Origin of the sequence: Pseudomonas canadensis, from assembly GCF_000503215.1 — a bacterium.
Taxonomy (GTDB): Bacteria; Pseudomonadota; Gammaproteobacteria; order Pseudomonadales; family Pseudomonadaceae; genus Aquipseudomonas; species Aquipseudomonas canadensis.
Genome location: NZ_AYTD01000012.1, coordinates 138,956 through 161,759, shown reverse-complemented (window position 1 = coordinate 161,759; position 22,804 = coordinate 138,956). Strand labels below are relative to the sequence as shown.

The 22,804-nt window shown below is 61.9% G+C and carries 13 protein-coding genes; 9 read left to right on the top strand and 4 right to left on the bottom strand.

The features are described from left to right. Window positions 1-1,916 (bottom strand): RHS repeat domain-containing protein (locus U367_RS0108625; protein ID WP_161634119.1); only part of this gene is annotated, 1,916 nt, incomplete at its 3' end. Between the two features lie 222 nt (window positions 1,917-2,138). Between U367_RS0108625 and lexA the strand changes: the two genes are divergently transcribed. The 6 genes from lexA (at window position 2,139) to U367_RS0108595 (ending at window position 12,327) form a co-directional block, all read left to right on the top strand. Further along, entirely contained in the window at window positions 2,139-2,756 is a 618-nt protein-coding gene (gene lexA, locus U367_RS0108620) for a transcriptional repressor LexA (RefSeq protein ID WP_028616585.1), read from the top strand. Then, complete coding sequence (gene imuA, locus U367_RS0108615; RefSeq protein ID WP_016980372.1) at window positions 2,756-3,370, top strand: translesion DNA synthesis-associated protein ImuA; 615 nt, start codon at window positions 2,756-2,758, stop codon at window positions 3,368-3,370. Before lexA ends, imuA begins: the two co-directional genes overlap by 1 nt. A 7-nt stretch (window positions 3,371-3,377) precedes the next feature. Then, window positions 3,378-4,790, top strand: a complete 1,413-nt coding sequence (locus U367_RS0108610) for a Y-family DNA polymerase (protein WP_028616584.1) — start codon at window positions 3,378-3,380, stop codon at window positions 4,788-4,790. A 127-nt stretch (window positions 4,791-4,917) separates the two neighbouring features. Next, a complete protein-coding gene (locus U367_RS0108605) occupies window positions 4,918-7,989 on the top strand; it encodes an error-prone DNA polymerase (protein ID WP_028616583.1) in 3,072 nt (1,023 codons plus the stop codon). 109 nt (window positions 7,990-8,098) lie between these two features. Next, complete coding sequence (locus tag U367_RS0108600; RefSeq protein ID WP_028616582.1) at window positions 8,099-9,811, top strand: ATP-binding protein; 1,713 nt, start codon at window positions 8,099-8,101, stop codon at window positions 9,809-9,811. Then, the gene (locus U367_RS0108595; RefSeq protein WP_028616581.1) at window positions 9,808-12,327 is read left to right on the top strand and encodes an excinuclease ABC subunit UvrA; all 2,520 of its coding nucleotides are present in this window, start codon (window positions 9,808-9,810) and stop codon (window positions 12,325-12,327) included. The genes U367_RS0108600 and U367_RS0108595 overlap by 4 nt, the downstream gene beginning before the upstream one ends. A gap of 619 nt (window positions 12,328-12,946) precedes the next feature. Here the strand turns inward: U367_RS0108595 and tkt are convergent. Further along, a complete protein-coding gene (gene tkt / locus U367_RS0108585; RefSeq protein ID WP_028616580.1) occupies window positions 12,947-15,010 on the bottom strand; it encodes a transketolase in 2,064 nt (687 codons plus the stop codon). 175 nt (window positions 15,011-15,185) lie between these two features. On the opposite strand from tkt, the gene U367_RS0108580 reads away from it, so the two are divergent. Beyond that, window positions 15,186-15,410 (top strand): DUF465 domain-containing protein, encoded by a 225-nt coding sequence (locus U367_RS0108580; RefSeq protein WP_028616579.1) that lies wholly within the window; start codon window positions 15,186-15,188, stop codon window positions 15,408-15,410. Window positions 15,411-15,565: 155 nt separating this feature from the next. On the opposite strand, the gene hglS is transcribed toward U367_RS0108580, so the two are convergent. Continuing rightward, window positions 15,566-16,942 (bottom strand): 2-oxoadipate dioxygenase/decarboxylase HglS, encoded by a 1,377-nt coding sequence (hglS, locus tag U367_RS0108575; RefSeq protein WP_028616578.1) that lies wholly within the window; start codon window positions 16,940-16,942, stop codon window positions 15,566-15,568. 289 nt (window positions 16,943-17,231) lie between these two features. Here hglS and U367_RS0108570 point away from each other — a divergent pair, with 289 nt between their 5' ends. Both U367_RS0108570 and U367_RS0108565 read left to right on the top strand, forming a co-directional pair. Next, window positions 17,232-18,641 (top strand): OprD family outer membrane porin, encoded by a 1,410-nt coding sequence (locus tag U367_RS0108570; protein WP_028616577.1) that lies wholly within the window; start codon window positions 17,232-17,234, stop codon window positions 18,639-18,641. Between the two features lie 69 nt (window positions 18,642-18,710). Further along, window positions 18,711-21,347, top strand: coding sequence for an MGH1-like glycoside hydrolase domain-containing protein (locus U367_RS0108565; protein ID WP_028616576.1), 2,637 nt, complete (start codon window positions 18,711-18,713; stop codon window positions 21,345-21,347). A 27-nt stretch (window positions 21,348-21,374) separates the two neighbouring features. Here U367_RS0108565 and U367_RS0108560 read toward each other — a convergent pair whose 3' ends face one another. Continuing rightward, entirely contained in the window at window positions 21,375-22,802 is a 1,428-nt protein-coding gene (locus U367_RS0108560) for a serine hydrolase domain-containing protein (protein ID WP_028616575.1), read from the bottom strand. Window positions 22,803-22,804: the final 2 nt, after the last annotated feature.

Here is a 22,804-nt window from a genome sequence, read left to right as displayed (position 1 = left end):
AAACTCGCGCCACCGGCCAAGCCACGCTCAAGAATGACGTGCTGCTCGTCGTACCGATAAACCTCGCTTTCGCCTACCGCATTGGTCGCAGAAACCAACCGACCCGCCACGTCATAGGCGTAGGAAACAACGTTCTGCTCCGTCACCCAGACAAACGGACCGTCATCGACGGCCCGCTCAATCTGGTAGTCCACCGCCACAATGCGACCCAACGCATAGCGCAAAAACAACGAGCGCCCGACGCCGTTATCCAGCCGCTCAATCTGCCCCAGATAATTCCGGGAAATGCGCAACCGGTTGTCATACGCATCGCTGATCGCCGTCAGCACACCGTCGCGAAAATGGTAGAAGCGCGCCCCTTGAGACAGGACTAACTCATCGGGCAACGACCCCAAGTAGATCGCCGCTTCGGCCAGGCTGTTGGTAATCGCCGGTCGAGAGTCAGAAGGCAGGGGCAGGGTAGTCGACCGATTCTCATGATCGTTCCACACCACCGAATCCCCGGAAACACTCAGCCGATGCGCCAGCGAGTGACTCCAGCCAAACCCCAATCCACAATCCACTTCCACCGCGCTGGTGCGATACAACCGCGTCCACTCAAACGGCAAGATCCCATCCAACGTGCCATCGGTGAGCGTCAGCAGCTCCTCGCCCGTGACCATCGACACCGGGCAGCCGTTGGTGGCCGTCTTGTCCGAAGAATCAGCCGCATCTCCAGCCGGGTTTCGAGCAGAAGCAGGCGCATCATCCACATGTTCCTGGCGCACCAACACCGTCCGTTGGGACTTGTCCCGCACCACCGGCACCGCGTTGGAAACCACCTGATCCCCAGCCTTCAACGGCACATCCGGAATCGTCCGAATCGGCGTCGCCGAGCTGCCCAACAACATGGGCTTGGCCGCTTCGACATGCGCGTCCAACCGAGGCCCTGCCAGTTGCTCAGCCAACATCCCCAGCCATTTGCGCACCCGACCGGATTTGATATGCCCCATCACCTGGGCGCCGAGGCGCACCGCCACGCCCATGCCCGCCGTCGCCCAGATCAGCACCAGGTTGATCAGGATCTCTCCGGTGATCTCACCCATCACCTCGTTCATCTCCTGCGGCGGCAACATCCGAATCCAGCTGCAAATTGCCGACACATAAATGAACAGCAGCGGCTCATCGCTGAGCACCAACAAGCCTTTTGCGATGGACTCGCTGCCCAGTTTCAGCAGTTCATCCAGTTCGGTTTGGGACAGGTAGTGCAGGAGCTTTTCGCTGTTGGGCTTGAGGTCGGCCAGCAGGTCGCACAGTTGGGTGAGGTTGTCCCAGAGGTTGTAGAGCGCCTTGCACATGCCGCGCAGAAACGCCGCCTCCAGCATTCTGCGTTGATCAAGCGGGCTCGCATCGGTGTAGTCCTTCCACAGCGTCTGGAAGGTGCCGGTCCACTCGTTGCGCAGACGGATTTCCAGTTCATCAATCACTGTCTGATAAGACGCATACAGCGCCTTGACGTGATCCTTGGAGACATTGGGATAGAAGCTGACCCGATACTGCTGGTTGCGCTCACACTCGTCGATTTCGAGAATGCCGCTCGGGCCGATGGTCTTGTGGATCGGCTCGCCGAGTGGGCCGCCGTTGGGGTCGACGCGTTGCAGAATCACCGGCGTGTTGCCGATGGGCACAAATCGCGTGCTCTGGAACATATGCACCAGGGTCAACGTGCCGTTGGCCTGGCAGGTAGCGACGGTGCTGCTCGGGTAAAGAGAGCGGTTGATCGGCGCGACCAGCGCCACTTCGTCCCCGACCTTGAAGACCTGCTCGACATCCAGCGCCGAAAAGCTCCAAAAGCTCGATGCCCAGTCGTCAAAGGTATTCAGGCATTCTCGGAAGTCGCGAAAGACAGCCTCGACATCGACCGTTTTCACCTCCATTGGGGTCAGGGCCAGCCTGCCAATGGCCGGGTTCAAGAAACAGCTCCAACAAGAAAATTCATCCGCAATCCCTCGCACTGTGTATTCAGGCGAGGGACTTTGCTGAGGTTCTAAGGGGAGGGGAGTAGAGCTAATCCGGCCGATACGTGGGACGTTTCGACAAACCTTGTCGTCCCCCACACGACTAGCGGCTATTGTCAGAAAATTCCCACAGGAGTACAAATGTACTCCATGACGACTCTAACCCCCCGCCGTACCGCCATCCTGACCTTTATCCGCGACCGCATCGCGCAGCAAGGCCAGCCTCCCAGCCTCGCCGAGATCGCCGAGGCGTTCGGCTTTGCCTCGCGCAGCGTGGCGCGCAAGCACGTGCTGGCGCTGACGGAAGCCGGGTTTATCGAGGTCAACCCGAACCAGGCGCGCGGTATTCGCCTGCTCAATCAACCGAAGCGTCCGGAATGGCTGGATGTACCGGTGCTCGGCCGTGTGGCTGCTGGTTTGCCCATCGGTGCCGATGCCGAAGTGCACAACCGCCTGCAACTCGACCCATCGACCTTCGCGAAAACTCCGGATTACCTGCTGCGCGTGCAGGGTGATTCGATGATCGAGGACGGTATTCTCGATGGCGATCTGGTGGGCGTGCGCCGCAGTGCCGAGGCCTTGAACGGGCAGATTGTGGTGGCGCGCCTGGACGGTGAAGTGACTATCAAGCGTTTCGAACGCCATGGCGACAGTGTGCGTTTGCTGCCGCGCAACCCCGCGTATCAACCTATTGTGGTCGGGCCCGATCAGGACCTGGCGATCGAAGGGGTGTTCTGCGGCTTGGTGAGGCAAGGCTGATGGGCGCCGTGGTTGCACTGGACACGCTGTTCAATGGCGGGCGTGTCTGGAAAGGCCGGCCCGCCGCGCCGCCGGCCAGTGTGTATCCCACCGGGCTGGCAGCGCTGGATGCTGTATTGCCCACGGGCGGCTGGCCGGAGGCGGCCTTGAGTGAAATCCTCATGGCCAAGGAGGGGGTGGGTGAACTGCAACTGGTGCTGCCAACCCTGGCCCGTTTGTCAAAGGCGGGCGAGCGCATTGTGTTGGTGGCGCCGCCCTACACGCCCTATCCGCATGCCTGGCAGAACGCCGGGGTGGATCTGCGCCTGCTTTCGGTGATCCAGGCCGAGGAGCGCGATGCCTTGTGGGCGGTGGAGCAATGCCTGCGTTCCGGCAGTTGCGGTGCAGTGTTGTGCTGGCCGCGCAAGGCTGATGACCGCGCGCTGCGGCGCTTGCAAGTGGCGGCGGAAACCGGGCAGACCCTGGCCTTTGCCTGGCGTGCCTTGAGTGAGGCGGTCAATTCATCACCGGCCGCCTTGCGCCTGGCCGTGGAGGCCAAACCTGCGCAGGTGCGGGTGCTCAAGTGCCGGGGCGGCCTGGCCCATCCGGCGCCGATTGCACTGGCGGGGCATTGAGGTTGCCATGCGTTGGGTGTGTATTGTCTTCCCGCAATTGGCGCTGGACGGGGTGCAGCGTGTGCACCCCGAGCCGGAGCAACCCCTGGTCTTGCTGGCCGGCACGCCGCAACGCCGTCTGCTGCAAACCGTCAACGATGCCGCCCGTGCCCTGGGCTTGCGTCCCGGTCAATCCCTGACGGCGGCGCATGCCCTGGTCAAGACCTTTGCCAGCGCCGAATATGATCCCGCCGAAATCGAACGCTACCAGCAGTTCCTCGCTGCCTGGGCCTATCAGTTCAGCTCCCAGGTCAGCCTGTACTATCCGCGTGCCTTGTTGTTCGAGATCGAGTCGAGTCTGGGGCTGTTCGGCCCTTGGTCGCGCTTCGAAGCGCGCTTGCGCAAGGAATTGACCGAACTGGGTTTTCGTCACCGAATAGTCGCTGCGCCCAACCCGGCGGCGGCGCGGGTGCTGGCAAATATCTACGATGGCCTGGCGGTGCAGGATGACGGCTTGATGCAGGCCCTGGCGCCGCTGCCCATCGACCGCGCCGGCCTCGATCCGCAGGCCGCCACGGCTTTGTCGCGCATGGGCCTGCGCACATTGGCCCAAGTGCAGGCGCTGCCTCGGCATACCCTGGCACGGCGCTTTGAGGCCGGCCTGCTCAAGCATCTGGATGCACTGGCTGGGCAGCGGCCGCTGGCCTTGGCGTTCTATCAGCCGCCGGACCGGTTTGATGTGCGTATCGAGCTGAATTTCGACGTGCAATCCCATCAGGCGCTGCTGTTTCCGTTAAGGCGTTTGACTGGCGATCTGTCCGCGTTCCTGTGTGGCCGCGACAGTGGCGTGCAGCGTTTCGACCTGCATCTTGAACACGCCCAGGCGCCCGACAGCGTGATCAAGGTCGGCCTGCTCAGTGCCGAACGCGAACCGGCGATGCTGTTTGAATTGGCCCGTGGCCGTCTGGAGCAGGTGCAAGTTACCTCACCGGTACGCGGCTTTCGCCTGGTGGCCCAGGACCTGCCGGTGTTTGTGCCCCAGCGCCAGGACCTGTTCGACGACCGCCCGCAACAAACCCTGCCGTGGGAGCAACTGCGCGAACGCCTGCGTGCCCGCTTGGGCGATGAGGCGGTGCAGGGCTTGCGCTTTCACGCCGACCACCGCCCCGAATGCGCCTGGCAAGCGGCAGCGGATAAAACCCCATGCCCAACCTTGAACAAAGTGCAGCGCCCCGGCTGGCTGCTGAACGAACCGACCTTGCTGGGCGAGCAGGGCGTGCAGATCCTCATGGGGCCGGAACGCATCGAGTCCGGCTGGTGGGACGGCGCCGATGTTCGTCGTGACTACTACCTGATCCAGACCCGCGCCGGCCAGCAAGGCTGGGCCTTTCGCACTGTCGGGCAAAGTGATGGATTGTGGCTGCAAGGCTGGTTCTCATGAACACACCCTCCCTTTGTAGGAGCCGGCTTGCCGGCGAAAAAACCATAGGCACCGCGTTCTGCCTGGCTGTCCGCGTTATCGTTGACGACCCTCGCCGGCAAGCCGGCTTCTACAGGGGGTGGTGGTCATGAGCTACGCCGAGTTGCACTGCCTGTCCAATTTCAGCTTCCAGCGTGGCGCCTCCAGTGCGCTGGAACTGTTCGAACGCGCCAAGCGCCAAGGCTACAGCGCCCTGGCAATCACCGACGAATGCACCTTGTCGGGTATTGTGCGCGCCTGGCAGGCGGCGAAGGCGGTGGAGCTGCCGCTGATCATTGGCAGCGAGATGCGTATCGACAACGGCCCGAAACTGGTGCTGCTGGTGGAAGACCTCAGCGGCTACCAGCACCTGTGCCGCTTGATCACCCTGGCCCGGCGGCGCGCCGAAAAAGGCCGCTATCGCCTGCTGCGCGAGGACTTCGAGCAACCGCTGCCCGGCCTGCTGGCGCTGTGGGTGGCCGAAGACAGCGACACCCAGGCCGACGTCCAATGGCTGTGCCGGACCTTCGCGCAACGCCTGTGGCTGGCGGTGCACCTGCACTGCGGTCAGGACGATGCTCGCCACCTGGAACAACGCCTGCAATTGGCCGCCAGCCTGCATATCCCAGCTGTGGCCTGCGGCGATGTGCATATGCATGCGCGTGGCCGCCGCGCCCTGCAAGACACCATGACCGCCATCCGCCATCACGTTCCGGTGGCCGAAGCCGGCACGCGGCTGCACCCCAATGGCGAGCGGCACCTGCGCAGCCTGGAGGCGTTAAGCGCGCTGTACCCCGCGTCGTTGCTCGACGAAACCCAGGCCATTGCCCGCCGCTGCACCTTCGACCTCAGCCAATTGCGCTATCACTACCCACGGGAACTGGTGCCTGAAGGTCACGACGCCGAATCCTGGCTGCGCGCCGTGACCGAAGAAGGCATCGCCAAACGTTGGCCGCAGGGTGTCGACGCCAAGACCTTGCAGCAGATCAACAGCGAGCTGGAGTTGATCGGCGAGTTGGGTTACGAAAGCTACTTCCTCACGGTGCACGACATTGTGCAGTTCGCTCGCAGCCGGTCGATCCTGTGCCAGGGGCGCGGCTCGGCGGCCAACTCGGCGGTGTGTTTTGCCTTGGGCATCACCGAGATCGACCCGAGCCTGACCAGCATGCTGTTCGAGCGTTTTCTTTCCAGGGAGCGCAATGAGCCGCCGGATATCGACGTGGACTTCGAGCACGAACGCCGCGAAGAAGTGCTGCAGTACGTGTTCCAGCGCTACGGCCGTACCCGCGCGGCGTTGACGGCGGTGGTCAGCAGTTACCACGCGTCCGGCGCGGTGCGCGATGTGGCCAAGGCCCTGGGGTTGCCGCCGGATCAGATCAATGCCCTGGCCGACTGCTGCGGGCGCTGGAGTGACGACGCGCCTCCGCTGGAGCGCCTGCGCGAAGGCGGCTTCGACCCCGACAGCCCGATCCTGCGCCGCGTGCTCACGCTCACCCAGCAATTGATCGGCTTCCCCCGGCACCTGTCCCAGCACCCTGGTGGCTTCGTGATTTCCGAATACCCGCTGGACACCCTGGTGCCGGTGGAAAATGCCGCCATGGCCGAGCGCACCATCATCCAGTGGGACAAAGACGACCTCGACGCCGTCGGCCTGCTTAAGGTGGACATCCTGGCCTTGGGCATGCTCAGCGCGATCCGCCGCTGTTTCGACCTGCTGCGCCGCCATCGCAACCGTGACATGAGCCTGGCGTCGGTACCCAAGGAAGACCCGGCCACCTACGCGATGATCAGCAAGGCCGATACCATCGGTGTGTTCCAGATCGAGTCGCGGGCGCAGATGTCGATGCTGCCCAGGCTCAAGCCGCAAACGTTCTATGACCTGGTGATCGAGGTCGCTATCGTGAGGCCGGGGCCGATCCAGGGTGGCATGGTGCACCCGTACTTGCGACGGCGGAACAAGGAGGAGGCCACCACGTATCCGTCACCCGAACTGAAAGTGGTGCTGGAGCGCACCCTGGGCATTCCGCTGTTCCAGGAACAGGTGATGCAGATCGCCATGGTCGCCGCCGATTATGGCCCCGGCGAGGCTGACCAGTTGCGCCGCTCCATGGCCGCCTGGAAACGCCACGGTGGCCTGGAACCGCACCAGGCGCGCCTGCGCACCGGCATGCTGAAAAACGGCTACAGCGAGGCCTTTGCCGCGCAGATTTTCGAGCAGATCAAGGGTTTTGGTAGCTACGGTTTCCCCGAGTCCCACGCGGCCAGTTTCGCCTTGTTGACCTACGCCAGTTGCTGGCTCAAGTGCCATGAGCCGGCGGCGTTTGCCTGTGCGCTGATCAACAGCTGGCCCATGGGTTTCTACAGTCCGGACCAGATCCTGCAGGACGCGCGGCGCCATCGCTTGCAGATCCGCCCGGTGGACGTGCAGGCCAGCGACTGGGATTGCAGCCTGGAGCCGATTGACGGCGCACAGCCGGCGATTCGCATGGGCTTGCGCATGATCGCGGGGTTTCGCGAAGAAGATGCGCGGCGCATCGAAAGCGCACGCCAGCGCCGGGCGTTCAGCGATATTGCCGACCTGGACGAGCGTGCCGGGCTGGATGCACGCGCCCAGGCACTGCTGGCGGATGCCGGCGCCTTGCGCGCCCTGGCTGGCAACCGACACAAGGCGCGTTGGGAAGTGGCCGGCGTACACAAGCAACTCGGGCTGTTTGCCGGCCTGCCGAGCCCGGACGAAGCCGTGGTGGAATTGCCGACGCCCACCGTGGGTGAGGACCTGCACGCCGACTACGCCACGGTCGGCACCACCCTGGGGCCGCATCCGTTGGCGTTGTTGCGTGCGGAACTGCGCAAGCGGCGCTGTCGCAGTTCCCAGGAGCTGATGGCGGTGGAGCATGGGCGTAATGTCAGTGTCGCCGGGCTGGTTACTGGTCGACAACGTCCCGGCACGGCCAGTGGGGTGACCTTTGTCACCCTGGAAGATGAATTCGGCAACCTCAATGTGGTGGTCTGGCGTGACCTGGCTGAGCGTCAACGCCAGGCATTGGTGGGCTCGCGGTTGTTGAAAGTAGACGGTCGCTGGGAAGCGGTGGGCGAAGTGCGGCACCTGATTGCCGGGCGCCTTACCGACCTGACGCCATTGCTGGAAGGCATCCATGTGCGCAGCCGGGATTTTCATTAGGGGCAGTGGCTTCTGCGGCCATTACCCCCTAAGTTATACAAGATGAAACCATCCGGCCCTGGTGCGCTCCAAATTTTGCGGCTGTCCTTTCTTTGCGCAGAGTTCAATGATGCAATTTTTATCCAACCCCCACGGCTGTGAAGGTTGGGCCGGAGAAATGGCCCAGCGTATCCGCGACTTCGATTGGGCAACCACCGACCTGGGCCCTATCGACCAATGGTCCACCAGCCTGACCTGCACCGTGCAGATGATGCTGGCGTCACCGGTGCCCATGGTGATGCTGTGGGGCCAATGGGGGTACATGATCTACAACGACAGCTACTCGGCCTTTGCCGGTGGCCGCCACCCGTACCTGTTGGGGACGCCGGTAGAGTTGGGTTGGCCGGAAGTCGCCGAGTTCAACCGCCATGTGATGGATACCTGCCTGGCCGGCGGCACCCTGTCGTTCAACAACAAGGACCTGGTGCTTTTGCGCAATGGCAAGCCGGAAACCGTGTGGCTGGACCTGTATTACAGCCCGGTCGCCGGCGACAACCAGCAACCGGCCGGGGTATTGGCGATTGTGGTGGAGACCACCGAACTGGTGAAGTCCGAACAGGTGCGCCAGGAACTCACGCATAACCTGGAGCAACGGGTCGCCGCTGAGGTGCACGCGCGTTCCGCTGCCGAGGACCAACTGCGCCAGTCGCAGAAACTCGAAGCCATCGGCGGCCTGACCGGTGGCGTGGCCCACGACTTCAATAACCTGCTGCAAGTGATCGCCGGCAACCTGCATTTGCTGGCTCGCCATGAACCGGACAACGCCCAGGTGCAGCGCCGTGTCGCCGCGGCCATTGCGGCGGTGGAACGCGGGGCCAAGCTGTCGTCGCAGTTGCTTGCGTTTGCCCGTCGCCAACCCTTGTCGCCGGCGGTGTATAACCCGCAACGCATCTACGCGGGTCTTGGCGAACTGCTGCAACGGGCGCTGGGGGAAACCATCCATATCGATGTGCAATTGCCCCAGGACTCCTGGTTTATCAACGTCGACCGCAATCAGCTGGAAAATGCGCTGCTCAACCTGGCGATCAACGCCCGGGACGCCATGCAGGGCGAAGGCGTGATCCGTATTACCGGCGAAAACATCATCCTCAACCCGGACGATTGTGTGGGCAAAAGCATCAAGCCTGGCGAATATGTGCGGCTGGCGGTGATCGACACCGGTGTCGGCATGTCCGAGTCCACGTTGAAACGGGCGTTCGAACCCTTTTTCACTACCAAGCGCGAAGGCCATGGCACCGGCCTCGGGTTGAGCATGGTGTTCGGCTTTGTGCGCCAGAGTGGCGGGCATGTGGAGATGTGGAGCGAGGAGGGCAAGGGTTCTGTGGTGCAGATGTATTTCCCCCACAGCCTGGAGCCGGAAAGCCTTGATGTGCATATCGATCAGATCCCTCAGAGTGGCGGCCAGGAAACCATCCTGGTGGTCGAGGACAATGAAGGCGTGCGCCTGACCGTCGTCGAGCTGCTTGAACAGTCCGGCTACACCGTGCTCACGGCGGATGACGGCGACCAGGCCATGCAAAAGCTGCAAGCCGGTTTGCAGCCGGAGCTGATCTTCACCGATGTGGTCATGCCTGGCCGCGTCAAAAGCACCGACCTGGCCGACTGGGCCCGTGCACAGAGTCCTCCAGTTGCAGTGTTGTTCACCTCCGGCCATACGCGTGACATTCTCTCCAGCAATCACCTGCTGAGCGCCGAAATTCATCTGCTGAGCAAGCCCTACAGCCCCGAAGCCCTGACGCAACGGGTGCGCAGCGTGCTCACCGCCCGACAAGGTTGTCCATGACTTCACAGCGCAACATCCCAGCGATCACTGCCCAGCAAAGCGGCTTCGTCCGCGTGCGCGGCGCCCGCGAGCACAACCTGCGTAACGTCGATGTGGATATTCCCCGGGATGCCCTGGTGGTGTTTACCGGTGTATCGGGTTCCGGCAAGTCGTCCCTGGCGTTTTCCACGGTGTATGCCGAGGCGCAGCGGCGTTATTTCGAGTCGGTGGCGCCGTATGCGCGACGGCTGATCGACCAGGTCGGTGTGCCGGACGTGGACAGCATCGAAGGCCTGCCGCCCGCCGTGGCCCTGCAACAGCAGCGCGGTACGCCGAGTGCGCGCTCGTCGGTGGGCAGCGTGACGACGTTGTCGAGCCTGATCCGCATGTTGTACTCCCGTGCTGGCAGCTATCCGCCGGGACAACCGATGCTGTATGCCGAGGACTTCTCGCCGAACCTTCCCCAGGGCGCGTGTCCGCAATGCCATGGCCTGGGCCGTGTGTATGAAGTGACCGAAGCGTTGATGGTGCCGGACCCTTCGTTGACCATCCGCCAGCGTGCAGTGGCGTCCTGGCCATTGGCGTGGCAAGGCCAGAACCAGCGGGACATCCTGGTGACCCTGGGCTACGACGTGGATATCCCGTGGCGTGACCTGCCGAAAAAGCAGCGCGACTGGATCCTGTTCACCGAAGAGACCCCCACCGCACCGGTCTACGCTGGCTTTACTCCGGAACAGACCCGCGATGCGCTCAAGCGCAAACTGGAGCCGAGCTACCAAGGCACTTTCATGGGCGCCCGGCGCTACATACTGCACACCTTTGCCCACACCCAGAGCGCGCTGATGAAGAAGCGCGTCTCGCAGTTCATGCAGGGCAGCGCCTGCCCGTTGTGCGAAGGCAAACGCCTGACCAAGGCCGCGCTGTCGGTGAAGTTTGCCGGGGTGGACATCGGTGAGTTGTCGCAGTTGTCATTGACGCGCTTGGCCGAGTTGCTGCGGCCGGTGGCGGCGGGCCAGGACACGATGAAACTGTCGGTGGAAAAACGTCTTGCGGCGCAGCGTATTGCCCAGGATTTGCTGGAGCGGGTCAGCACGTTGACCGAGTTGGGCCTGGGTTATCTGTCCCTGGAGCGCAGTACGCCGACCTTGTCGTCCGGGGAGTTGCAGCGGCTGCGTTTGGCCACACAACTGGGCTCGCAGTTGTTCGGCGTGATTTACGTGCTGGATGAACCCTCGGCGGGTCTGCATCCGGCGGATGGCGAGGCGTTGTTCACCGCCCTGGAGCGTTTGAAAGCCGCGGGCAATTCATTGTTTGTGGTGGAACATGACCTGGAAACCATGCGCCGCGCCGATTGGCTGATCGACGTCGGCCCGGCGGCCGGCGAACAGGGCGGGCAGGTGCTGTACAGCGGCCCGCCCGCAGGGCTTGCGCAAATCGAGGCGTCGCAGACCCGTGAGTACCTGTTCGCAGAAAAACGCGCGCCGAACCAGGCGCGCCGCGAGCCCACCGGCTGGCTGAAACTGCAAGGGCTGACGCGCAATAATCTCAAGGATCTGAACGTCGATTTTCCGCTGGGCTGCTTCACCGCGGTCACCGGCATTTCCGGGTCGGGCAAGTCCAGCCTGGTCAGCCAGGCCCTGCTGGAACTGGTGGGCGCCGGTCTCGGGCGCGCCGTGGAAAATGACGAAGAACCAAGCCTGGAAGACGACGCGCCGCAAACCAGTGGCGGGTACATCAAAGCCGGGCTGGAGCACATCCGCCGCCTGGTACAGGTGGATCAGAAGCCCATCGGCCGCACACCGCGCTCGAACCTGGCGACCTATACCGGCCTGTTCGACAACGTGCGCAAGCTGTTCGCGGCCACACCGGCGGCGAAGAAGCGTCATTACGATGCCGGGCAATTCTCCTTCAACGTCGCCAAGGGCCGTTGCCCGAATTGCGAAGGGGAAGGTTTTGTCAGTGTCGAGTTGTTGTTCATGCCGAGCGTGTACGCACCGTGCCCGACCTGTCATGGAGCGCGCTACAACCCAGAGACCCTGTCGGTGACATGGCAAGGCTTGACCATCGCCCAAGTGCTGGGGCTGACGGTGGAGCAAGCGGTGGACGTGTTCGCCGAACAACCGAGCGTACTGCGCCCGTTGCTGGTGCTGCGGGATATCGGCCTGGGCTACCTGCGCCTGGGCCAACCGGCCACTGAGCTGTCGGGCGGTGAAGCGCAGCGCATCAAACTGGCGACTGAGCTGCAACGTAATGCGCGGGGCGCGACCTTGTATGTGTTGGATGAGCCGACCACCGGGCTGCATCCACGGGATGTGGACCGTTTGCTCAGCCAGTTGAATCACTTGGTGGACGCGGGGCATACGGTGGTTGTGGTGGAGCATGAGATGCGCGTGGTGGCGCAGAGTGATTGGGTAATTGATATCGGGCCGGGGGCGGGGGATTTGGGGGGTAAGGTGGTTGTCAGTGGTACGCCGCAGAAAGTTGCGAAAAGCAAGGTGAGCCGGACTGCGCCGTTCCTGGCCCGAGAGCTGATTTAACTGGCAATTTCGATCACATGTGGGGGGGTATTTGTGTTGGTGTACATATCCGTTGTTTAGGTAACGGCGGCCTATGGTTCCGCTCTTACAGCGGGTCACTTTTGGAAAGGCCCAAAAGTAACCAAAAGGCCTTCGCCCCAACACTCGGTGCCTCGCCTAGGCTCGGCATGCCCTCACTCCGGCTTGAATCCGTGGGCCGCCGCGATGGGCCATCCTTGGCCCAGCGCGGCTAACCCGGCGTCCTGCCGGGTTACCCACGGATTCAAGCCTGCGTTCGGCCAGCGTGTTTGACGGGGCGCCTAAGATCAAGATCAAGAGCGACTCGCTTCGCATCTTGGATACGCTTTTCGTTTTCTGTAGGAGCCGGCTTGCCGGCGAAAAACGTGAGAACGCCGCGTTCATTCTGGTTTCCCACGTCATCGTTAACGACCATCGCAGGCAAGCCAGCTCCTACAGAAAACGCGTTCGCCTTTGCCTTTGCTCTACACCACTCAAGCCGGCCTTTCCAAAAGTGAGCCGCTGTAAGAGCGGAACCATAGGCCGCCGTTACCTAAATAACGGATATGTACCCCACCCAAAAAAACTGCCCCCCGCATTCGCGCGCAATCCTACTTTTAGCTCAACCCTGAATCAGTTGAACCTGCGATAAAGCCTGCTCCACCACATTCTCCACCGTAAACCCAAACTTCTCCTGCAACTTCGCCAGCGGCGCCGACGCACCGAAGCTGTTCATCACCACTTTGGCGCCGGTCTGCCCCACATACCGGTCCCAACCCAATGGCCCAGCCTGTTCCACCACGACGCGCGCTTTCAGCGCTGGCGGCAACACGCTGTCGCGATAGGCCTGGTCCTGGTCTTCAAACAATTCCCAGCTGGGCATCGAAACGACCCGCGCAGCGATCCCTTGACCTTTCAACTGTTCATACGCCGCCACGGCCAGGCTGACCTCGCTGCCGGTCGCCAGCAGAATCACTTTGGGCTCTTCGGCACTCGCCAGTACATAGGCCCCTTTGGCTGCCCCGGACGCCGCCGCGTACTTCGTACGATCCAACGTCGGCAACGGCTGGCGCGACAACACCACGCAACTCGGCCGATGGGTTTGCGCCAGGGCGACCTTCCACAGCTCCAGGGTTTCGTTGGCATCGCCGGGCCGCAGCGTCAGCAACCCCGGTGTGGCGCGCAGTTGCGTGAGGTGTTCGATTGGCTGGTGCGTCGGCCCGTCTTCACCGACGCCAATCGAGTCATGGGTGAACACAAACACCACCGGCAACTCCATGATCGCCGCCAGGCGGATCGGTGGTTTCATATAGTCGCTGAACACCAGGAAGGTCGAGGTGTACGGCCGCAGGTAGGACAACGCCATGCCATTGGCAATCGCGCCCATGGCGTGTTCACGGATGCCGAAGTGCAGGTTGCGCCCGCTGTAGTCGTCGGCACTGAAACGCCCGGCGCCGTCGAAGGTAAGGTTGGTCTTGGTCGACGGTGACAGATCTGCCGAGCCGCCGAGCAACCAGGGGACTTGTTGGGCAAACGCATTCAGCACTTCGCCACCGGCTGCGCGGCTGGCCACGCCCTTGGTGTCGCTGTCGAAGTGCAGCAAATTGTCTTGCCAATGCTCGGGCATTTCCCCTGCGCGCATGCGGTGCAACTCGTCAGCCAGTTCCGGCTCGTGCTGCGCCAGCTGCGACAGGTGCTGACTCCAGGTTTCGTATAACGCCTGGCTGCGTTCCAACAGGGCATCACGCAAGAGGGTGCGCGCGTCGTCCGGCACCAGAAAACTTGAATCCTGTGGCCAGCCATAAGCGGCCTTGGTCAGACGAATCTCATCATCACCCAATGGCTCGCCATGGGCGGCGGCGGTGTTGTGCTTGTGGGGCGAGCCGTAGCCGATCACGCTGTCGACCACGATCAGGGTCGGGGCTCCTGTGTTCGCCTTGAATGTCTCCAACGCTGCGCTCAGCGCCTGCAAGTCATTGGCGTCAGTCACGTGCAACGTGTGCCAGCCATAGGCCTGGAATCGCTTGATCACGTCTTCGCTGAACGCCAACTCGGTGTGCCCTTCGATACTGATGGTGTTGTTGTCGTAGATCCAGCACAGGTTCGCAAGCTTCAAATGTCCGGCCATCGACGCGGCTTCGCTGCTGATGCCTTCCATCATGTCGCCGTCACCACACAGGGTGTAGACGTTGTAGTCGAACAACACCTTGCCATCACGGTTGAAACGCTCGGCCAACCAGCGCTCGGCCATCGCCATGCCGACGCTGTTGGCGCAGCCTTGGCCGAGTGGCCCGGTGGTGGTTTCCACGCCAGTGGTCATGCGGTACTCGGGATGGCCCGGAGTTTTTGAATCGGCCTGCCGGAACTGCTTGATATCGTCCAGGCTGATCGCCGGCTGGCCAGTGCGCTTGCCATGGGCGTCGATTTCCACCACACCCGCCAGGTGCAGCAGCGAATACAGCAACATCGACGCATGCCCCACCGACAACACAAAGCGGTCACGGTTGGGCCAGTCGGGATGCTCCGGGTGATAACGCAGGAAGCGACTCCACAGCGTGTAACCCACCGGCGCCAGGCCCATGGGCGTGCCCGGATGGCCAGAATTGGCCTTCTGCACGGCGTCCATGGCCAGGGTGCGGATCGTGTTGATGCATTGGGTGTCGACAGCGGTGGCAGCATGAGTCATGAAACCGGTCTCCCTCGAATGGCTATCTAGAGTGGAGGGCAGGGCGCCGCAAAGGTTTGATCCAAACACCTGCGCCGCGACGAACGGGGCTGTATTGACCCCGGACATGACAAGACCCCTCGCAATGGTCTAGCTTCTAGGGCGTAAGCCATTGATCAACTTGCGGAGGTACGCCATGCCAGTGAAACACGACCTGTATCAGGACTTGGGGTTGAGCAAGGAAGTCGTTCACGCACGCAGGGCGAGCGACAAACGTCTGGACTCGCTGCTCACTCAATACGATGACGCTGACAAGGAGGTGCTGAAGGCAGAATCGGCAAGCGCCAGCGATGAGGATGTGGAGAAACTGAAGAAGAAACGACTGTTGATCAAAGACGACATTGTGGCGAAGTTGGGGTAAGCCACCGTCCGCGTTCCTACAGGCGCGGACACATTTGTTCAGAATTGTCTGAAGGACAGGGCGGCTTTCACTGCCTATGATGCCCACCGCCCACCCGGCTCTGGGGACTGTTGCGGCGCAAGGATTGCGCTGGTGAGCCGGGTGGGTACTTCATTTCAGGCCAGCAGTGCCTGTGTGCACGCATCAATCGAGCGCTGCTGCGTCTCGCCATACAGCTTCAATTCATCGATCGTCGGACGGCCCAGCGCTTTTTCAAATTCGGCCTGGTTCGAGTTGGCTGCGTAGTGACTCTGCGCCGCATCCCCCAGGTTTGACTGGAAAATCCCCGCTGCACTCACCGGCAGAAAATCTTCATACACCAAAGGCTCCACATCGATGTGGCCCGCTGCGATCAATGCGTCCAGGGTTCGCGGTTGATCAGCCGAACCGCGCGCCGCCAGGCCCTGCTCGGTTGTGAAATAGCGGAAGTAGGCCAGGCCCTGTTCACGCATCTGCGCGTGATCATCCGGGAAGGCCTGGAAGTGCCGTTCCATCAATTCGACATAACGCGCGGCGTTGCCCTCATTGGGGAAAGCGCCCAGTTCGTCGCGCGCGGCGTTCAGTAACTGGTCGTACAGCGCACGGCCTTTGGGCGTGAGCGCTACGCCGCGTTGTTCGATTTCACCAAAGCGTGCGCTGTGGCTGCCTTGGGCGTCGGTGAAGGCGATGGGTTCATCCAGGGCCTTGAAGCTGGTCTGGCGCAGCAGGATCGGGCAGCGGCGGCAAGGGGGTCCTTCGATCACGGCTTTTGGCGTGATGCCTTTGTTGGGCATGGCGGCCTGGACGTGGTCGATGTCCAGGGTGCGCGGGGTCAGGTGGTTGATGTGCGGGCCTTTGAAGGCGACCACGTCCGCGATCAAGCGATGCTGGTCGCTCAGTTGCTGGTACTGCGCGCCGGTGACGGTGGCGGTGTGGTGCCAGCGGAAGGTTTCCAAGGCCTGGCGGACAAATTCATCGGCGTTCTCAGCGTCGAGGCCTCCCTCCTTTTCCGCCTGTTCGATCAGCGCCAGAGCGCCAGGGGTGAAGATCGAGCGCTTGGCCAGGGCGGTTTCGGCAAAGGCGCGCAGGTCGGGGTTTTCGATCAGTTCCAGGCGCAGCAATGAGGTAAACACGCGAAACGGGCTGGTTTGCAGCGCTTGTTCATGCACGGCACGAAACGCGGTGGAGTGCACGGGCACGCCAGCCGGTGTCAGGTCGTAGTAGCCCACCGGTTGCATGCCCATCACTGCGAACAGGCGGCTGATGGTCGCCAGTTCTTCAGCCGTGCCAAGACGGATCGCGCCGTGGCGTTCCATGTCCAGGCGCTGGATTTCGCCAGTGCGTTGCAGCTGCTGCGCCAGCTGCGGCTGGGTGTCGAGCACGTAGGTATTGGTCTCGGCCACCAGCTCCATCAGCGCGCCATACAGGGGAACTTCATCTCGGTACATGTCGGACATGGCCTTGGAAAAGCCCTTGCGGATCTCGTCTGGGCTGACATGTGCGGTGCTAGGCATAGAAAAATTCCTGATGGCTATGACGATAGAGGTGGCCTGTGCCTGGATTTTGTTGAGCGCAAGTCGCGCTTGCAAACGAAGAATCCTCAGGACTTCATTCTGCAAATGAATGAGATGACGTGAATATGACAAAAACCAGCCCGTGAGAAATTTCATTTACGGGCGGTTTTCCTAACTAATTCTTCACGGAGTCCGCCCCGGTCGGCATGAAAGAATCGTCACGTTTGCAAGGATGAAAACGCCGTTATGCACACCAGACACATAAAAAAATGTTTAGGGGCTGTCGTTAATGAAAATTTCTACACTGGCGTTGTCGATCACCGCCGCCGTTCTTGCACAACAGGCATTCGCTGATGATTTCGGGCTCGGTTCGCTGGGCACGGGCAACGGTCACAGCGGTTTCCTTGAAGACAGTCACGCGGCCATCAGCTCGCGGACCATGTACTACAGCGCGGATAACCGCTCGGGGACCAACAACGACTTGCGCGAAACTGCAACCGCGCTGCGTTTTGACTACAAATCCGGCTTCACCCAAGGCACCGTCGGCCTGGGGTTTGACGTCATGGCCTTCGGCGCGCTGCGTCTGGACGGTGGCGATGGCCACACGGCGGGCGCGGGCCTGTCGGGCAACGGCAACAGCTTCTTTCCGACCAAGAACAACGGCACTGAACCTGCCGACTCCTTTGGGCGCGCGGCGGGCAACGTGAAGTTCCGCATTTCCCAGACCGAGTTGCATGTGGGTGGTGGCTTGGCGCCGGTCTTGCCGATCCTGGTGTCCAATGACAGCCGCGTGGCGCCGCAGACCTTTGACGGCGGCATCCTGACCTCCAACGACATCCCCAACGTCACCTTCACCGGCGGTGAACTGAACCGCGCTGAAGGCCGTGCCTCCAGCAACTCTACGGGCTTGAGCGTGGCCGGTGGGACTCGCGACAGTGACAGCTTCAAGTTCGGTGGGGTTGACTACAAGCCGTTTGGCTCTTCCGACAACGTCATCGCGAAAAACCTGACGTTGCAGTACTACTATGCCCAGTTGCAGGACTTCTACAAACAGAACTACTTCGGCTTGGTCCACGTATTGCCGCTGGGCAATGACCAGTCGTTCAAGACCGACCTGCGCTACTTCGACAGCAGCAGCGACGGCAAGAACGGCGAGAGCGGCTACCAGTTCAACAACAACGGCGGCTACGCCAAGCACGCCAACGAAGTGGACAACAAAACCTACAGTGCGGCCTTCACCTATCAGTTGGGCGGCAGCAGCTTGATGCTCGGCCACATTGGCGTGGGTGACGACGGCGGTTTTGTGTGGGTGAACCAGGGCAGCCTGGCCGATCCGCACGCACAAGGCGCTGGCGGCAGTGACTTCTACCTGTTCACCGACGCCGTGGTCGGCCAGTTCTCCCGCGCGGGCGAGCAGGTCAACTTTGGTCAGTACTCTTATGACTTCAAGGCCTACGTGCCGGGTCTGAAGGCGTCCGTGGCTTACCTGGATGGCCGGGACATCAAGTCGAAGGTAGCCGGTGGCCCTGACCAGAAAGAAAACGAAGCCGACTTCCGCCTGGACTACGTTGTGCAGGCCGGTCCTCTGAAAGGTTTTGGTACGACTTTCCGTACCGGCACCTATCACGGCAAGAACACCGGCACCGCCGACCAGGACCAGACCCGCCTGATCTTCAACTACACCTACGCGATCTTCTAAGTCTTCATGTGCACCCGGGCGTCATTGGGCTCTACACTGCCTCTCACTTGGTAGGCGATGGACGACCCGATGACGGCCACACCCGACAACCGAATACTTGTAACCCTCGAAGGCCAACGCCTGGCGCAGCCGGATGCCGAGTGCTGGCGCGAGTGGGGCCCTTATTTAAGTGAACGCCAATGGGGCACAGTGCGCGAAGACTACAGCGCCGATGGTGACGCCTGGACCTACTTCCCCCATGAACACGCACGCAGCCGCGCCTATCGCTGGGGCGAGGATGGTTTAGCCGGTTTCAGCGACAAGTCCCAACGCTGGTGCTTGGGCCTGGCCCTGTGGAACGAACGTGACGCGATCCTCAAGGAGCGCCTGTTTGGTCTCAACAACGCCGAAGGAAACCACGGTGAAGACGTCAAGGAATTGTACTTTTTCGTCGACGGCGTACCGAGCCATGCCTACATGCGCATGCTCTACAAATACCCCCACGCCGCCTTTCCCTACGCCGATCTGATCAGCGAAAACGCCCGGCGTGGCCTGGCAGATGCCGAGTACGAGATCCTCGATACCGGCGTGTTCGAAGACAACCGCTACTGCGATGTCAGCGTCGAATATGCCAAGCATCAGCCTGACGACATTTTCATGCGCGTCACCCTGCACAATCGTTCGGACCAGCCAACGCGTTTGCAGGTGTTGCCCCAGCTGTGGGCGCGCAATGACTGGAGCTGGACCTTCGACGCGCCCAAGCCACAGTTGACGCGGGACGGGGAGCAGGTGCTGGCGCGTCATCATGAGTTGGCGGATCGCCATCTCAATGCCTGGGGCCAGGACGGGGTGGAGTGGTTATTCTGCGAGAACGAAACCAATGTCCCCCGGTTGGATGGGCAGCCGGCACCGGGGCCGTTCAAGGATGGGATCAATGATTACGTGGTCGGCGGTGAGCAATCGGCGGTTCGCCGTGACTGCGGCACGAAAGTCGCCGCACGCTTCATCCTCGATCTGGCAGGCCTGGAAAGCAAAACCCTCTATTTGCGTTTTGCCCCGCTCGACGCACCGCCTGTCAACGCCCGCAAGCTGTTCGAACAACGCCGCCAGGAGGCCGATGACTTCTACGCCGCCTTGCAACACGGCATTGCCAATGAGGACGCGCGTAATGTGCAGCGTCAGGCCCTGGCCGGGCTGCTGTGGTCCAAGCAGCTCTACTATTTCGACGTGAACCAATGGCTCGACGGCGACCCGGCACAACCTGCGCCGCCGCCCGAGCGCCTGCATATCCGCAATACCCATTGGCGGCACCTGTCGAATTTCGACATCCTTTCCATGCCCGATACCTGGGAATACCCGTGGTATGCCTCGTGGGACCAAGGCTTCCAGGCAGTGGCCATTGCGCTGATCGATCCGGGCTATGCCAAGCAGCAACTGTTGCTGCTGGTGAAAGACCGCTTCATGCACCCCAACGGCCAGTTGCCGGCTTACGAATGGCGCTTCGACGACGCCAACCCGCCGGTGCATGCCTGGGCCAGTTGGCGGGTCTACCAGCAGGACAAGGCGCTGACTGGCGTAGGCGATATGGATTTCCTGGAGCGGATATTCCACAAGCTGCTGCTGAATTTCTCTTGGTGGGTCAATCGTAAGGACGCCGAAGGGCGCAACCTGTTCCAAGGCGGCTTCCTAGGGCTGGACAATATCGCCTTGTTCGACCGCTCGGCCGCGTTGCCACCGGGTTACCAGTTGGATCAGGCCGACGGCACGGCGTGGGTCGCGGCCTATGCGCTGGACTTGATGCGCATCGCGCTGGAACTGGCCAAGCGCAACGGGGTGTATGTCGACATCGCCGTAAAGTTCTTCGAGCACTTCCTGTATATCGCCGGCGCCATCAACCGCATCGATGACAGCGCGGAAGGCCTGTGGGACGAGCAGGACCTGTTCTTCTACGATGTGCTGCATCGCCCCGATGGCCAGAACGAACCGGTGCGCCTGCGTTCGATCGTCGGGCTAATGCCGCTGTTTGCCGTGCTGGTGCTGGAGCAGCGCGAGCATGAAGGCCTGGAAGGGTTGCGCGAGCGTTTGCTGGGCTTCATGAAGCACCGGCCCGACCTGGCCAAACTGGTCTCGCGCTGGAACGAGCCGGGGCAGGGCAATCGCCTGCTGCTGGCGCTTCTGCGCGGCGAACGCACCAAGGACCTGTTGCGGCGCATGTTGGATGACGAAGAGTTTTTGTCGGCCTTTGGCGTGCGCTCCCTGTCCAAGGCGTTTGCCGAACAACCGCTGGCGTTGAAAATGAACGGCAATTCCCTGAGTGCGAGTTACCAGCCCGGCGAATCCGACTCGCGGTTGTATGGCGGCAACTCCAACTGGCGCGGGCCGCTGTGGATGCCGGTGAACTACATGCTGATCGAATCGTTGCGGGAGTTTCACCGCTATTACGCGGACAACTTCTCGGTGGAGTATCCGAGCGGCAGTGGTTACCTGTCCTCCTTGGAGGAAGTGGCTGACAGCCTCAGTCAGCGCCTGACGCGTCTCTTTCTGCGGGATGAAAATGGCTCACGGCCGTCGATGGCGGGATACGTCCAGTTGGAAGCCGACCCGGCCAGCCGTGATTTGGTGTTGTTCCACGAGTATTTCCACGGGGAAACGGGACGCGGGCTGGGCGCGTCGCATCAGACGGGATGGAGTGCGCTGGTGGCGTTGTTACTGCAGCCGGGTGCTTAAGCCTCCCTGTGGCGAGCGGAAGATCGCTTAGCGCGATCTGCCGATCAACACTGCCTGCTCGCGCTCCGCACTGTTGACGTTAACTGTGCGCGCAAAGCTCACGCCATCCCCGTCGAACACACACACCACCTGGTCCCTGAATGCCGTTTGAGGGTAGATCCAGGTCATTTCCAGCGTCCTGGCGTCCAGCCAGCGCGCACCGGCAACGATCTGCGCGCCGTTGAATTCATAACCGTGATGCAACGCCCGGCCGGGCATGCTGGTCAGGCCGCTGAGCCAGTGATCAACGCCCACCTTCAACGAATGGGTGGCTTGACTGTCGCTGAGTTCAAAGGTCAAGACATCGCCTGCAAACTCAAACGACAACTGGCGCACGCCCAAGCCGTTGTCGGCCATTCCAAACACGCGCTTCACATTCGCTGGTGCAGCACATAAAGACACTAGCGAAGGTCGCTCAGCCATGCTCGTCAGCCGCTGTTCCAGGCGTGCATCTGCGCCAGGGCTGCCGCCGCTGGTGAATGCCGCCGGGAAATGCGCTTCGACAAGCGGCAGGATCGCCGCCGAGTTTTTTATCCCACCCACCAATACCAGCGTTGCGCCGTACTCGCGGTACACCGCGGCCATCTGCACAAACACCCCCAGCGCACTGAAGGCCCCGCTGGGCTTCATCATCCAGTGGTAGCCGTAACGGCTGTCCGGCCCGCCTTGGGGTTGGGTGGCGGCGCGGACCCAGGCGGCCGGCAATACTTGTTGTCCATTCCACAAGCCGTCCTGGGCGTGCAGCACTGCCAGTTTCAGCGCAGCCGACACCGGTGCGGTGAGGCCATTGCCGCCGGGGTTCACGCCGTCCGGGCCGATGTCCCAGGTTTCGTTATGAATATCCAAGGGGATGAACAGGCGCGGCTTGAGGTAGTCGTGCAAGGTCTGCCCGGCAACGCGATTGATCAGCGCCGAGAGCATGTAGCTGGCCGCGCTGGTGTAGACGTATTCGGTGCCGGGCGCGTAGGCCAAAGGGATTTTGAAGAATTCCGCGATCCAGCTGGTGCTGATGCCGCGCCATACAGAGCCGGACGTATTGCTGGCGTGCCCGGTGCGCATGGTCAGCAGGTGTTCGACGGTCATGTCGGCCAGGCGCGGGTCGGCGTCGGTAGGCACTTGGTCGGGGAAGAAGATGACCAGGGGATCGTCCAGTTTGAGCAAGCCTTCTTCGATGGCCAGGCCGATGGCGCATCCGGTGAAACTCTTGGCCATGGAGTGCAGCACGCGGGGTTCGTTGGGGTCGACCGGCCAGGTCCAGCCTTCGGCGACGACATGGCCGTGGCGGTGCAGCATGAAACCATGCAGGTCGAGGCCGGCAGCCTTGACCTCGTCGAGAAATGCGATCAGGCGGTCGGGGTCAACACCAACACTGCTAGCGCTGGCGCGGGGCAAACCGTCATAGGAAGTCAGGGGCATGG

Coding starts and splice junctions, on each gene's coding strand:
- lexA (WP_028616585.1), top strand. CDS start 2,139: ATGTACTCCATGACGACTCTAACCCCCCGCCGTACCGCCATCCTGACC.
- imuA (WP_016980372.1), top strand. CDS start 2,756: ATGGGCGCCGTGGTTGCACTGGACACGCTGTTCAATGGCGGGCGTGTC.
- U367_RS0108610 (WP_028616584.1), top strand. CDS start 3,378: ATGCGTTGGGTGTGTATTGTCTTCCCGCAATTGGCGCTGGACGGGGTG.
- U367_RS0108605 (WP_028616583.1), top strand. CDS start 4,918: ATGAGCTACGCCGAGTTGCACTGCCTGTCCAATTTCAGCTTCCAGCGT.
- U367_RS0108600 (WP_028616582.1), top strand. CDS start 8,099: ATGCAATTTTTATCCAACCCCCACGGCTGTGAAGGTTGGGCCGGAGAA.
- U367_RS0108595 (WP_028616581.1), top strand. CDS start 9,808: ATGACTTCACAGCGCAACATCCCAGCGATCACTGCCCAGCAAAGCGGC.
- tkt (WP_028616580.1), bottom strand. CDS start 15,010: ATGACTCATGCTGCCACCGCTGTCGACACCCAATGCATCAACACGATC.
- U367_RS0108580 (WP_028616579.1), top strand. CDS start 15,186: ATGCCAGTGAAACACGACCTGTATCAGGACTTGGGGTTGAGCAAGGAA.
- hglS (WP_028616578.1), bottom strand. CDS start 16,942: ATGCCTAGCACCGCACATGTCAGCCCAGACGAGATCCGCAAGGGCTTT.
- U367_RS0108570 (WP_028616577.1), top strand. CDS start 17,232: ATGAAAATTTCTACACTGGCGTTGTCGATCACCGCCGCCGTTCTTGCA.
- U367_RS0108565 (WP_028616576.1), top strand. CDS start 18,711: ATGACGGCCACACCCGACAACCGAATACTTGTAACCCTCGAAGGCCAA.
- U367_RS0108560 (WP_028616575.1), bottom strand. CDS start 22,802: ATGCCCCTGACTTCCTATGACGGTTTGCCCCGCGCCAGCGCTAGCAGT.